The sequence below is a fragment of the Halorubrum shenae genome (assembly GCF_051194165.1).
In the GTDB taxonomy this organism is placed as follows: domain Archaea; phylum Halobacteriota; class Halobacteria; order Halobacteriales; family Haloferacaceae; genus Halorubrum.
The window spans coordinates 65784-78131 of the sequence record NZ_JBLZNI010000006.1 but is presented as its reverse complement, the minus strand read 5'-3'; the positions used below and the strand labels follow the sequence as shown (position 1 = coordinate 78131).

Here is a 12348-nt window from a genome sequence, read left to right as displayed (position 1 = left end):
GGGTCAGCTCGCAGTTCGCGCCGTCCGCTACTCCCAGAAGGGATACAGCTCGTCGCGTGGCGCCTCGTCGAGCCGATCGCCGTCGAGGAGGACCGTGCCGGCGTTGGATCCGTCGCCGTCGTCGGAGCCGTCCCCGTCGCCCTCCGCCGCCCGCACCTCCCCGATCTCGCCGACCGCGATCCCGACGGCCGCCAGCGCGTCGGTCGCCTCGTCGACGCGCTCCGGGGGAACCGCCGCCAGCAGCGCGCCGGAGCCGAACGTCGCCAGCGGGTCGACGCCGAGCGCGTCACAGCAGGCCCGCGTTTCGGGTCGAACCGGGACGCGGTCGCGCTCCACGGACAGGACGGTCCCGCTCGCGCTCGCGCTCGCGGTCTCGACGAGGGCGGTCAACAGCCCGCCCTCGGTCGGATCGTGCATGGCGGTCGCGGCGTCACGCACGGCGGCCGCGTCGGGGACAATGCCCACCTCGTCGAGGAAGCTCGCGGCCGCGTCGAGGGTCTCCTCCGGGACCCCGGCGTCGGCGCATTTCTCGCGGAAGTCGGTCGCGAGGATCGCGGTCGCCTCGATGCCGGCGCCCTTCGTGAGCAGGAGCCGGTCGCCCGGCTCGGCGCCGCCGGTCGACACGAACCGGTCCGTGGTTCCGAGCGCGGTCATCGAGCAGAGCGGGCGCTCCAGCGACGGCAACACCTCGGTGTGGCCGCCGACGATCGCGACCCCGAGGTCTCGGGCGGTCTCGTCCACCTGCTCCGTGACGGTCCGCCGCCGGGCGGGGTCGTCATCGGGGAGAAACAGCGTGTGGGTGAGCCACCGCGGGTCCGCGCCGCTCGCGGCCACGTCGTTACAGGCGACGTGGACCGCCAGCTCACCCACGGCGTCCGCCGCGAGCGACAGCGGGTCGGCGGCGACGACGAGGGTCGACGCCGCACCGTCGAGGTCGATCGCGGCCGCGTCCTCGCCGTAGGCGGGCCCCACGTCGACCGCGGTGTCGTCGGCGCCGGTCGCCGCGAGCACCTCTGCGAGCGCCTCGGGCTCGAGCTTGCCGGTCATCGACTCCGGAGCCACGCGACGACGGCGTCCGGGTCGGCGTCGAGCCCGCCGCCCTGCGCGAACGTCGGGCCGCCGCCGCCCCCGCCGCCGAACTCGTCGGTGACGGCGGCCACGACCGCGCCGGCGTCGGGGGAGTCGTCACCGCTTCCGGCCGCCGCTTCCTCCGCGACCGCGACGACCACGAACGGCGCGTCGCCCGTCCCGACCGCCGCGATCGCGTCGGGCGAGTCCTTCGCGGCGAGGACGCGCTGGGCCGGCTCGCGGAGGTCGTTCGGGTCGGCGTCGTCGACCGTTCCGACCGCCCACGTCGCGCCGTCAGCGTCGTCGCCGGCGTCGGCCTCGCCAGTCGGGAACTCTCGGAGGCGCGCCGCGAGCAGGTCGGCCGTGGCGGCCTGCAGGTCGGCTTCGAGCCGGTCGGTCCGCTCGCGGAGTTGGCCGACCGCGTCCGGGAGGTCCCCGATCCGCGCGTCGAGGGTCGTGGCCGCGTTGAGCGCCGCCGCGTGGACCGCGGCGTCGTGGTCGATCGCGGTCGGGCCCACCGCGAACTCCACGCGGGTCACGCCCTCGCCGGGGTTCGACCGGTCGAGCACGGAGATCGGCCCGATCTCGCTCGTGTTGGAGACGTGGGTCCCGCCGCAGGCGGCCACGTCCCACGTCGGCGCGTCCTCCCCGTCACCCGCCCCGTCGCGCTCCCCGCCGCGCTCGCCGATTGTGACGACGCGGACCGCCTCGCTCCCGCTCATCGCGCCCTCCTCGGTCTTCGTGTTGAACGCGATGCCGTCGAGCGCGCGGGCCTCGTCCTCGGGCAGCGTCTCCCACGACACCGGCAGCGAATCCCAGACGGCCCGATTCGAGAGCCGTTCGAGCTCGACGAGATCGGCGTCGTCGAGCGGCTCCGCGGTCGTCAGGTCGACGCGCACCTTTGTTTCCCCGATGTCGAAGCCGGCGTAGCCGAGGTCCTCGCAGGTCCGTCGCGCCGCCCCGTACAGCACGTGGGAGGCGGTGTGCGCGCGGGTGCAGTAGGTCCGGAACGCGTCGTCGACGATCCCCGAGACCGTCTCGCCCGCCTCGGGGAGCGTCTCTGCGCCCTCGTCGAGGACGTGGACCACCCGCCCGTCGCGCTCGGTCACGTCTTCGACGAGAATTCCGTCGACCGTCCCTCGATCGGCGGGCTGGCCGCCCGACTCGGCGTAGAAGTACGTCTCGTCGAGGACGACCGCTCGGTCGTCGACCGATTCGACCGTCGCTTCGAACTCCCGAACGTCGGGTTCCGTCGGCGCGCGTGACGCGGTCATTGACGGTCCGTGGTGGCGATCGGATAAATAGGTGGGCGCCTCGGGAATTACTAATAAATGACTGTGCGGTCGGCGCGTGCCTGCGAGCGGGCCATCGGCCCGCGAGTCAGCACGCGCGAGGGACGCCGCGAGCGAAGCGAGCGGGAGCACGGAAGTCGCAGCGCCGAGCGGAGCGAGGCGACCGTCTTCCGGCGGTGCTGTGCGGTGCGGGGTGGGCCTCGCGGCTGGGGCTTTGGCGGTCTTCGTCATCGATCCGCTGTCAACTACTCATCAACGAACTCCTCAGACTCTCACACTCCCGACCAACGCTTAAAAAGTCGGACCCGCCGCGTACCGAGACGCGAACCGATCTCAGTTCTCGAGTTCGAACGCGACTTCGACCTCTGCCTGATACTCTCGATCCGCGTCCTTCAGTTCGACGCCGAACTCCTCTACTTCCGCCCAGTAGACGTTTTCTAGCGTGTCTTCGGCGCGATCGATCGCGTTGTCGGCGGCCGCGTCGAAGCTTTCCTCGCTCGTTCCGATCAGCGTGACTTTCTTGAACACCATGTCACGTGCTAGTTGAACGCACATCGATATAAAAGGAGGCGATGGGAACGACGCTACGCCGTCGGGGACGAGGAAGGTCGGTCAGGGGCTGCCGGGCGCGCCTTCCATCACCGCGAAGTCCTTGCCGTCGGCCTCGATGCCGATCACCGCCCAGTCGTACGGAGGCTTCGTGGAGACGAGCTGATCGCGGAGATCGCCCGCCCGGTTACGCCACGTGACGAAACAACGGAGCCGCGGGGTGTCGCTGTCGTCGGCCAGATACGGTTCGAGATCATCGGTCTCCATACACAACACGGTCACGAGCACACGCCGCCATTTCCGCTCCGCGACGAACTCCTGTCCGCCGTCGGGGACGGTGTACCCGAGTTCACGAAAAACGTCTCTGGCCTCCGTCGTCGGTGGAATGCTCGCAGTGGCCATCTACTTCGACATTGGCCGGCTTCCGTGATAAACTTTCTCACGATTTCGGACCCCCGCGATCCCGGCCGCTCGGACCCCGAGACCCCGGCTCTCGGCGATCGCGTCCAGCGGCGACACCCCGATTTTCTCCCGTTTCGCTACTCGTGGGCGGCGTCCCACTCGTCCGGCTTCCGGAAGTTGCTGCACTCCGTACACTGGATCCGCCCCATCGTGTCCATCGCGGTGTCGAACGAGTCGCAGTTGCCGCAGCGGAACCCCCACCGCGAGGAGCCGTCGGCGTCGGAAAACACGACGTAGAACGGTCCTTCAGACCCTCTTTCGATCCGCGTCCGATCGGTGTACACCCGCTCGCCGTCACCCGTCGTCGACGCGTCGAGACTCATACCCGTCCGTATCGGTCGGAACCGGTTAAAAGGACGACTCGATCGCGGGGAGACACAGTCGGTCCGGCTACGTCCGGAACGACTCGCCACAGCCGCACTCGGAGACGACGTTCGGGTTCTCGACCTCGAAGCCGGCGGCCTGCAGGCCGTGTTCGTAGTCGAGTTTGCTCCCGCCGATGTAGTTCCGGCTCGCCGGGTCGACGAACACGCGCAGCCCGTGGTGTTCGACCACGAGGTCGTCGTCTTCCGGCTCCGTATCGAACCGCATCCCGTACGAGAGACCCGCGCAGCCGCCCTGCTGGACGAACAGGCGGAGCCCGGCCACTTCCGTGTCCAGGCCCTCGCCCTCCAAAAGCGAGAGCGCCTCCTCGGCGGCGTCTGCGGTCACCTCGATCGCCGGGTCGCTCCCAGAGTCGACCGTTTCGGTACTCATGCGAACGTGTTCTGTTCGCACGGTAAAAACCCTGCCGGCGTATTCGCGCCCGTCGTTGCCACTGACGGTTACGTTCACCGCGCGATCCGGTCGATCGGTCCCGTCAGCGGTTCCGCCGCCACGGTCGGACTGGACCGACTGTCCTCGCTCACTATGTCCATCCGCCGTCGCCATCGCCACCGCCGCCCCTCGGCGCTCCGCCGTCGACGGCGGGGCGAGTCGTCGCCCGCTCGTCCGGGCCCCTCCTGTCCGCGTCGCTGGCGGTGGTGACCGTCACGTCGCGTTTCGGGTACGGGATCTCGATGTCGGCATCGGAGAGCGCCTTGTACAGGGCGCGATTGAGCTTGTGTTGTGCGCGCCGGCGACGCGTCGGTCCGTTGACCCAACAAAGGAGCTCGTACTGCAGCGCCGAGTCGCCGAACGAGCGGAGCCGAGCCCGCGGCTTCGGCGAGTCGAGGACCAGCGGCTCCGTGAGCAGGACCTCGATCGCGAGCGCCTCGAACGCGTCGATGTCGGTCCCGTAGGCGACGCCGATCGGCACCCGGACGCGGCGCCGGCTCTGTGGCGCGGACTCGTTCGTCACCTTCGCGGCGTTGAGCGCGGCGTTCGGGACCGTCACCAGCACCTCGTCGCGAGTGAGCAGCGTCGTTGAGCGCACGCCGACCTTGATCACAGTCCCCGCGGTCCCGTCGTCGAGGACGATGTAGTCGCTGATCTTGTAGGTGTCGTCGAAGTACAACGCGATGCCACCGAAGAAGTTCGCCACCGTGTCTTTCGCGGCGAAGCCGACCGCGATCCCGGCGACTCCCGCCGCGCCCAGAAGCGGCGTGATCTCGATGCCCCACAGCCACAGCAGCGTCCCGGCGGTCCCGACGAGCACTGCGAGCGTCCAGACGTTCGAGAACACCGGCGCGAAGTCGAATCTGCCTCCCTCGGCGTTAACCGCGGCGACGAGCCGATTCACGACGGCGTTGGCCGCGTGCGCCCACACGAGAATGATGACCGACAGCGACGGTCGACCAAAGACGGCGTCGAGCAGCTGCGGATCGACGAGGACCGACGATCGGATCGCCGGAATCTGCGTGAGTACGTACACCCCGGCGAGCGCGGCGGTGACGACGAGCGGGGCGCGCAGCGAGGAAATGACGATGTCGTCGTACGCGGAGTCAGTGGTCGAGACGTATCGGCGGGCGACTCGCAGGACGACGAACTCCATCCCCACGGCGGCGACGACGGAGACCACGAGAACGGCGATCGTCGCTTCGACCGCCGAGAACCCCTCGAACAGCGGAGTCAGGGACGGGATCATGCCTTCGAGATGCGACTCCGCGAGATAACCGTTTCTCTGGAGACCGGTCGTCTTCGACACCGAAAACGGGAGGATCGACAGGGCGAGGGTCGTCGCTGCTACTCGGTTCGGGTCCGGTCGCTCGCGGCGCCGGCCGCCGAACGGGCGGTTCTCGTTGACGCCTCCGTTCCGACGAGTTCGGTGAGCTCCCGGAGGCTCTCGATTTCGAAGGCCGGCTCGACCTCGAGGTCGAGCGCGGCGTTGTGGTCGCGCCTGAGGAACACCCCGTCGAGGCCGGCGCGCTCGGCGGCGATCATGTCGGTCGCGCGGTCGCCGACGTAGAGCCCGCCCGAGGCGCCCAGGGCGTCGAGCGCCTCGTTCAGATAGTGCGGGTCCGGCTTCCGTCGCCGAAACCCGTCCGGGCCGAGGTCGCGGCCGCGGACGAACGAGAACGCGTCGAGCCGGAAGTGGTCGACAACGAACTCGACGGTCGGGTGGTAGTTGTTGCTCACCAGCCCGACAGAGGCGTGTTCGGCCACCTCGTCGAGGGCGTCGGTGTCCCCGCAGAGCCGCCTCGTCCCGGCCGCGAGCCGGGCGACCGCGCGCTTCGCGCTGCGCTCTTCTCGGGCCCGAAAGAGACCGGCGGGGTCGACGTCAAGTTCCTCGCAGGCGGCCCGGAAGTCGTCGTCGTACTCGTACGTTTCCAGCGGGCGCCGGAGGTCGCCACTCACTCGCATGTCTCGCTCCTCGAGCACGTCGTCGAGTGCGCGGCTGTGAACCGCGTCGTCGGTCCCCCAGCCGTTGAGGATCACGCCGTCCATGTCGAAGAGGACGACTTCGTCGTTCAGTCGGTCGATCCGGGTGTCGGTGTCGTGAAGCGTCGTCATGTGTTTCGTGTGTCGTCGTCGGTTCGCGGGTCGGTCGCGGCGCGGGCCGGCTGTACTCTGTTACCGATGTCTCGGAGGGCCAAAGCGGGGATCGCTCCGTCGAGACGCGGGCGTCAGCGCACCTTCCGGCGGGCGTACGCCGATACCCCCTCGCTCACCAGCACGACGCCGAGGATGGCGACGAGAAGCGCCGACACCGTCCGCCACGCGAACGAGTCGATCGCCTCGAACAGCTGGACGCCGATCCCGCCGGCGCCGACGAACCCGAGGATCGTCGCCGCGCGTACGTTGATGTCCCAGCGATACACGGTGAGCCCGACCAAGGCGGGCTTGATCTGCGGGACGATTCCGTAGATCAGCAGTTGGGCGGGGCCCGCGCCGGTCGCTCGGATGCCCTCCACTTGACCGAAGTCGATCTCCTCGATCTCCTCGCCGAGGAGTTTCGCCACGAACCCGATCGATCGGACCGCGGTCGCGACGGTGCCCGCGAGCGCCCCCGGTCCGAACATCACGACGAACAGCAGGGCCCAGACGATCGTGTGGACCGACCGCGACACCGTGACGATGAGCTTCCCGATCGCGTACGTGGCCCGGTTCGGCGTCGTGTTCTCGGCGGTGATGTACGCGACCGGTGCCGCCATCACCACCGCGCCGATCGTCCCGACGACCGCGATCTGGATCGTCTCGGCGAGCGGCCCGACCGCCCTCGGCAGGTACGCCCAGTCGGGCGGGAACATCCGACCGAACAGATCGCCGAGTTGGGCCGGTGCGGTCGTCACGTACCGGAGGCTCATATCGAGCCACTCCCACGAGACCACCACGACCGCGGCGGCGACGAGGACGGACCCGATCCGGAAGAGCCGCTCTCTCGCATCGAACCGGCTCCACTCGCGCGTGGCGCCCGCCATTACTGCACCCTCCGTCTGACGACGGCGCTCACGAACTCAGCGACCAGCACCACGGCGATGATCGCGATGAGGATCGCCGCCACGTAGTCGTACTCGTACCGGGAGTAGGCCCGCTGCAGCAGCACGCCGATTCCGCCGGCGCCGACGATCCCGACGATCGTCGACGACCGGATATTGATGTCCCAGCGGTACACGGCGAGCCCCGCGAAGCGGGGGACGACCTGCGGGACGACCCCGTAGACGAGCGCCTGAAAGCGGGAGGCACCGGTGGCCTCGACTGCCTCGACGCCGCCCATGTCGATGTCCTCTAAGTCCTCGGCGAAGAGCTTCGAGAAGAAGCCGATCGTCTTGAAGCTGATCGCGACGATCCCCGCGAGCGGGCCGAACCCGAGCGCGATGACGGCGATTATCGCGACGATCAGCCCGTCTATCGCCCGCGAAACGCTGATAATCCCGCGGCTGACGTAGTAGGTCGGTCGCGGCGAGATGTTCTCGGCCGCCCCGAACGCGACGGGAAGGCTCATCGCGATCCCCGCCACGGTCGCGACCATCGCCATCGCGATCGTCTCTATCATCCGATCGGCCAGCCGGAGTACGCTCTCTTGACCGGTCTCGGGCGGCAGCATCGAGTCGATCAGCTCGTAGCCGTATCCGAGTCCCGAAAGGAAGCGACCGGGGGTGATCCGGAGGCTCGCGACCGACCACGCGATCAGCGCGAGGACGATACCGTAGACCAGCCACTTCACGCGCCGGCTCCGGAACGCGGTCGGCCGCTGCCATGTCCGTCGGCCGGCCGCGTCGGGTGTGCCGGTCGCCGTCGACGACTCCGTCGCCACGGGTCAGTCCTCCGCAGGCATGCGGTCGGGACCGGCGTTCGACCCGTTACGGGCGCTCGACTCGTCGTGCGGGCCCGACAGCCAGTCCGGGTCGGTCGCGCCCGACTCCGGCGGTTCCTCGCCGCGGTAGATGACGCCCTTCGACTCCTCGGTGAGGTCGGCCGCCGGCCCGTCGAAGACGAGCTCGCCGGCGTGGAGCCCGAGGATTCGGTCCGCATACGCCTCAGCGAGGTCAACCTCGTGAATGTTGATCAGCACGGGCACGTCGCGGTCGACGGCGATGTCGGTGAGCAGCTCCATCACGTCGCGGGAGGTCTCGGGGTCGAGGCTCGACGTCGGCTCGTCGGCCAGCAGGATCTTCGGCTCCTGGACCACCGCTCGCGCGATGCCGACCCGCTGGCGCTGGCCGCCGGAGAGTTCGTCGACGCGCTTGTTCTCCATGTCGTTGAGGCCGACGAGATCGAGGAGCTCGTAGGCGCGTTCCACGTCCTCCGGCGGGAAGTTCCGTCGGAGCGCGGCCCAGTTCGAGACGTAGCCGAGCCGCCCAGAGAGCACGTTCTCCATCACGGTGAGCCGCTCGACGAGGTTGTACTCCTGGAATACCATCCCGATGTCCCGGCGCGCGTTCCGCAGTCCGTCGTCGTCGAGCGCGGTGAGTTCGGTGCCGTCGAGACGAACGCTCCCCGCGGTCGGCTCCGTCAGCCGGTTGATACACCGCACGAACGTGCTCTTGCCCGCGCCGCTCGGCCCGATCATCGCCACGACTTCGCGGCCGTCGATCGTGACCGAAACGTCCCGAAGCGCCTCGTCGCCGGTCGGGTACGTCTTGCCGAGGTTCTCCGTTTCGAGCATGGCGGTCACAGACTCCCGCTCTCGTACTCGACGCCGTTGTACCGCTGGATAACCATGATGTCGTTGAAGACGGTCTTGTAGTCGATCGGGACGTACTCGGCCTCGCCGGTCGCCTCTGCGTAGTCAGTTCCCGTCCAGTCGGTCCCGATGTAGGCCTCCTTGATCCCTTCGACGATGTCCGGGTGGAGGTTGTAACGGTGGACAACCGGACCCGGCGGGAACGGATTACTGGCCCAGACAATTTTGAACTCGTCGTAACTCATGTCGTCGTTCGCTTGGATGAGATCATCCACGCACGTACTACAGATCGGGCCGCAGTCGTAGTCGCCGACGGAGATCCCGCGTCCGGACTGGTCGTGGCCGCCCGAGAACTCGACCTCGTAGTCCTCTCCGGGGGTCACGTCGAAGTACTGGTCGAACAACGCCGACGGCGCCTGATTCCCGGAGTTCGACGCCGGCTCGGTGTGGGCGACGTCGTAGTCTGGGAAGTCCTTGACGGACTGAATCTCATTCATGTCGGCGCGGGTGATCGCCAGCAGTCGATAGCCGAACTGGCCCGTAGGGCTGACCGGGTCCGCGAACGGAACGGCGCCGCCGAGGTTGACCGCGAACGCCGTCGTCCCCGTCGAGACGTTCCCCAAGTGAGCGCGCCCCGACCGGAGCGCCTCGACTGACGCCGCGTTGGAGTCGACGGGCTGCCACCGAACCGACCGGCCCGTCGTCTCCTCGAGCCGGTCCAGCATCGGCTGAATGGTCTCTTGGAACTGCGCCTCCCCGGACTCTCCGGGTTTGTCGACGAACACGAGCTCGTCGGGGTCGACCCAGTCGCTCTCGTCGTCGGGCAGCTCCCGTGGCGGCTCGCCGTGGGCGACCTCCTCGATGTCGCGGTTCTTCATGTTCTCCAGGTCCGTCGTGCTCCCCTGGAAGTAGTCGTTCTCCGCGACCGCCGTCATCAGGTAGTTGTTCTCCTCCCAGTTGGGGTCCGCGTACTCGAACTCCGAGGCGTCCGTGAGCATCGGGTCGCCCGACCCGCTGTCGCCGCCGTCGTTTCCGTCCCCGCCGTCGAGGCCCGCCCCGGCATCGCCACCGCTGCCACCGGAACACCCAGCCAATCCGGCGATCCCGACCGCTCCGCCGGCCAGGATGAATTTCCGTCTGGAACTCGTCTCCGTCCGTCCGCCGGTGTCTTCCACCATTACGGTCGTACGTGCCTTTTTTCTGGGTATGAAGCCTGCTATGAGCCGTATACTGTCGTCTTAACGGCTCCGGCTCGGTACGGTGAGGAACGGACCGGTCCGCCTCGTTCCGGATCGATATATATTGTTCCGGATCGATCCGTATCTGTCGTCGAATGCGAACCGTCTCGTCCGGTCAAAAAGGCCGTATCGGACCGTCCGTACCGGACGGACCTATTTAAACCGCTTTCGGACGCTCTCGGCGTGCGCCTCCAGCCCCTCGGCCTCCGCGAGCCTCGTGATCGTGTCGGAGAGGCCGTCGAGCGCGTCGCGGTCGAGCCGCTGGACCGTCGACGATCGGAGGAAGGTGTCGACGGAGAGCCCGCCGTAGCGCTTCGCGCCGCCGTTCGTCGGCAGCACGTGGTTCGTCCCGGTCGCGTAGTCGCCGGCGGCGACGGGCGAGTACGCCCCGAGGAACACCGAGCCCGCGTTCGTGATCCGAGTTAAAAGCGCCTCGTCGTCCTCGGCGACGATCGAGAGGTGCTCGGCCGCGTACTCCTCGGTGAACAACACCGCCTCGGGCATCGACCGGGTGTGGAGGACCCCGGAGGCGTCGTTGTCGAGGGCAGCTCGGATCGTCTCCTCGCGCTCGCGGTTCGCGGCCTGCTCGTCGATCGCCTCCGCGACCGCCTCGGCGAGGGCAGCGTCGTCGGTGACCGCGACCACGGAGGCGTTCGGGTCGTGTTCGGCCTGCGCGATCAGGTCGGCGGCGACGAGGTCGGGGTCGGCGGTCCCGTCGGCGAGGACGAGCACCTCGCTCGGCCCCGCGAGGAAGTCGATCTCCACGTCGCCCTGCACGATCGCCTTCGCGGCGGTGACCCACTTGTTGCCGGGCCCCACGACCTTCTGGGCGTTCGTCACGGTCTCCGTCCCGTACGCGAGCGCGGCGATCGCCTGCGCGCCGCCGACCTGGTACACCGCGTCGGCGCCGGCCTCGTGGATCGCCGCGAGCGTCACCGGGTTGATCTCCTCGGCCGGCGGGGTCGCCACCGAGACGTGGTCGACGCCCGCTACCGTCGCCGGGATCACGCCCATCAGCGCGCTGGAGGGGTACGCCGCCGCGCCGCCGGGCACGTACACCCCGGCGCGGTCGAGGGGGCGGAACCGGCGCCCGAGCTCGCGGTCGCCGAACTCGTCGCGCCAGTCCTCCGGGCGCTGTCGCTCGTGGAACTCGCGGATGTTCGCGGCGGCCTCGCGGACCGCGTCGAGGACCGGGTCGTTCGCGTCGTCGAGCTCAGCGTGCGCGCGCTCCGCGTCGTCCGTGATGTCGATGTTGCCGACGGCGACGCCGTCGAACTCCTCGGAGAACTCCCGCAGCGCCACATCTCCCTCCTTTCGCACCCGGCCGACGATCTCGCTCACGTCGTCGCGGACCGCGTCGACGCCCGCGTCGCGCTCGAAAAAGGCGAGACGCTCGGCCGGCGAGAGGTCGGCAACGGTTCGTACGTCCATACTCGTACTCCGGGCCGGGGTCAAAAGGGCGTTCCGACTTTGCTCACTCCGGCAGGCGGATTCGATCGCATCAGCGACGGTATTTAAACCGTAATGAGCGACAGCGACGATCGTTTATAAAGAACGATTGCGGTGGCGCGCGCCTCCGAGCGGGCCATCGGCCCGCGAGGAGCGCGTGCGAGGGAGTCGCTGGCGGCAGTAGCCGCCAGCGACGAGGCTGGGGAGGCGTGAGGCGCGGTGCTGGGGTGGGACTCAAAGGGGCAGTCGCGAGGGCGAAGCACGGCGACGCAAGGACCACAAGGAGGGAGCGTAGCGACCGACTGAGGACCGCAGCGAGCCGCGCGAGTCCTCGCGACTGGGGCTTTGGAAGTGTTCACCGCAGGCCCATCGATCACGTATAAACACCCGCTAGCAACACCAGAATCCGACGTATGAATAACGCCTCAACCGATCTCCATCACCCACTCCCGCAATTGACCGCTGCTGTTCCCGTAGTGACCGCGAGCGGTTCAAACTAACCTGCTGTACCGATTTCAACAGAGCCGATCACTCCAACCGACGGATCCCGGTCACGTCCAGCGTCGCGAGCGCGACCAGCCCGACCAACAGCGCGGCGGCGACGAAGAGGATCGGTGCCGACAGCGCGACGGCGACCTCGTAGGGCGCGACGAGTCGGGTCGTGCCGCGAACGACGAACGACAGGAAGACCAGCCCGAAGGCGGCGAGCGCGAGGCCGACGAATCGGGATCTGTTCACGGCGCCT

Annotated in this window: 14 protein-coding genes; all 14 read right to left on the bottom strand. The window is 68.6% G+C overall.

Going from position 1 to position 12348, the window contains the following annotated elements; all coding sequences use genetic code 11:
• Positions 1–27: 27 nt before the first annotated feature.
• The 14 genes from ACNS88_RS09140 to ACNS88_RS09075 all read right to left on the bottom strand — a co-directional run bounded on the left by ACNS88_RS09140 (position 28) and on the right by ACNS88_RS09075 (position 12341).
• Positions 28–1047, bottom strand: coding sequence for an AIR synthase family protein (locus ACNS88_RS09140; protein ID WP_435096191.1), 1020 nt, complete (start codon positions 1045–1047; stop codon positions 28–30).
• Positions 1044–2342, bottom strand: coding sequence for an alanyl-tRNA editing protein (locus ACNS88_RS09135; RefSeq protein ID WP_435096188.1), 1299 nt, complete (start codon positions 2340–2342; stop codon positions 1044–1046). The genes ACNS88_RS09140 and ACNS88_RS09135 overlap by 4 nt, the downstream gene beginning before the upstream one ends.
• A 351-nt stretch (positions 2343–2693) precedes the next feature.
• Positions 2694–2891 carry a dodecin gene (locus ACNS88_RS09130; RefSeq protein WP_435096185.1) on the bottom strand — a complete coding sequence of 66 codons (198 nt, stop codon included), beginning with the start codon at positions 2889–2891 and terminating at the stop codon, positions 2694–2696.
• Between the two features lie 81 nt (positions 2892–2972).
• Entirely contained in the window at positions 2973–3311 is a 339-nt protein-coding gene (locus ACNS88_RS09125) for a DUF7116 family protein (protein WP_435096182.1), read from the bottom strand.
• A gap of 137 nt (positions 3312–3448) precedes the next feature.
• Positions 3449–3694, bottom strand: coding sequence for a DUF5816 domain-containing protein (locus ACNS88_RS09120; RefSeq protein ID WP_435096179.1), 246 nt, complete (start codon positions 3692–3694; stop codon positions 3449–3451).
• A 67-nt stretch (positions 3695–3761) separates the two neighbouring features.
• On the bottom strand, positions 3762–4127 hold the full coding sequence (locus tag ACNS88_RS09115; RefSeq protein ID WP_435096176.1) for a HesB/IscA family protein: 366 nt from the start codon (positions 4125–4127) through the stop codon (positions 3762–3764).
• A 151-nt stretch (positions 4128–4278) separates the two neighbouring features.
• A complete protein-coding gene (locus tag ACNS88_RS09110; protein WP_435096173.1) occupies positions 4279–5436 on the bottom strand; it encodes a mechanosensitive ion channel family protein in 1158 nt (385 codons plus the stop codon).
• 98 nt (positions 5437–5534) lie between these two features.
• Positions 5535–6302, bottom strand: coding sequence for an HAD family hydrolase (locus tag ACNS88_RS09105; protein ID WP_435096170.1), 768 nt, complete (start codon positions 6300–6302; stop codon positions 5535–5537).
• Between the two features lie 113 nt (positions 6303–6415).
• Entirely contained in the window at positions 6416–7210 is a 795-nt protein-coding gene (gene phnE, locus ACNS88_RS09100; protein WP_435096167.1) for a phosphonate ABC transporter, permease protein PhnE, read from the bottom strand.
• A complete protein-coding gene (phnE, locus tag ACNS88_RS09095) occupies positions 7210–8046 on the bottom strand; it encodes a phosphonate ABC transporter, permease protein PhnE (protein WP_435096164.1) in 837 nt (278 codons plus the stop codon). The genes phnE (ACNS88_RS09100) and phnE (ACNS88_RS09095) overlap by 1 nt, the downstream gene beginning before the upstream one ends.
• A 3-nt stretch (positions 8047–8049) precedes the next feature.
• Entirely contained in the window at positions 8050–8898 is an 849-nt protein-coding gene (gene phnC / locus ACNS88_RS09090; protein ID WP_435096550.1) for a phosphonate ABC transporter ATP-binding protein, read from the bottom strand.
• 5 nt (positions 8899–8903) lie between these two features.
• Positions 8904–10094, bottom strand: a complete 1191-nt coding sequence (phnD, locus tag ACNS88_RS09085) for a phosphate/phosphite/phosphonate ABC transporter substrate-binding protein (protein ID WP_435096161.1) — start codon at positions 10092–10094, stop codon at positions 8904–8906.
• A 213-nt stretch (positions 10095–10307) separates the two neighbouring features.
• Positions 10308–11585, bottom strand: coding sequence for a histidinol dehydrogenase (gene hisD, locus ACNS88_RS09080; protein WP_435096158.1), 1278 nt, complete (start codon positions 11583–11585; stop codon positions 10308–10310).
• Positions 11586–12131: 546 nt separating this feature from the next.
• Positions 12132–12341 carry a hypothetical protein gene (locus ACNS88_RS09075; protein WP_435096155.1) on the bottom strand — a complete coding sequence of 70 codons (210 nt, stop codon included), beginning with the start codon at positions 12339–12341 and terminating at the stop codon, positions 12132–12134.
• Between the last annotated feature and the right edge of the window lie 7 nt (positions 12342–12348).

Bases quoted from the DNA above. Each gene is read 5' to 3' on its own strand.
- ACNS88_RS09135 (WP_435096188.1), bottom strand. From the start codon at position 2,342: ATGACCGCGTCACGCGCGCCGACGGAACCCGACGTTCGGGAGTTCGAA.
- ACNS88_RS09140 (WP_435096191.1), bottom strand. From the start codon at position 1,047: ATGACCGGCAAGCTCGAGCCCGAGGCGCTCGCAGAGGTGCTCGCGGCG.
- phnE (WP_435096167.1), bottom strand. From the start codon at position 7,210: ATGGCGGGCGCCACGCGCGAGTGGAGCCGGTTCGATGCGAGAGAGCGG.
- phnD (WP_435096161.1), bottom strand. From the start codon at position 10,094: ATGGTGGAAGACACCGGCGGACGGACGGAGACGAGTTCCAGACGGAAA.
- ACNS88_RS09120 (WP_435096179.1), bottom strand. From the start codon at position 3,694: ATGAGTCTCGACGCGTCGACGACGGGTGACGGCGAGCGGGTGTACACC.
- hisD (WP_435096158.1), bottom strand. From the start codon at position 11,585: ATGGACGTACGAACCGTTGCCGACCTCTCGCCGGCCGAGCGTCTCGCC.
- ACNS88_RS09130 (WP_435096185.1), bottom strand. From the start codon at position 2,891: ATGGTGTTCAAGAAAGTCACGCTGATCGGAACGAGCGAGGAAAGCTTC.
- ACNS88_RS09110 (WP_435096173.1), bottom strand. From the start codon at position 5,436: ATGATCCCGTCCCTGACTCCGCTGTTCGAGGGGTTCTCGGCGGTCGAA.
- ACNS88_RS09115 (WP_435096176.1), bottom strand. From the start codon at position 4,127: ATGAGTACCGAAACGGTCGACTCTGGGAGCGACCCGGCGATCGAGGTG.
- ACNS88_RS09105 (WP_435096170.1), bottom strand. From the start codon at position 6,302: ATGACGACGCTTCACGACACCGACACCCGGATCGACCGACTGAACGAC.
- phnC (WP_435096550.1), bottom strand. From the start codon at position 8,898: ATGCTCGAAACGGAGAACCTCGGCAAGACGTACCCGACCGGCGACGAG.
- ACNS88_RS09125 (WP_435096182.1), bottom strand. From the start codon at position 3,311: ATGGCCACTGCGAGCATTCCACCGACGACGGAGGCCAGAGACGTTTTT.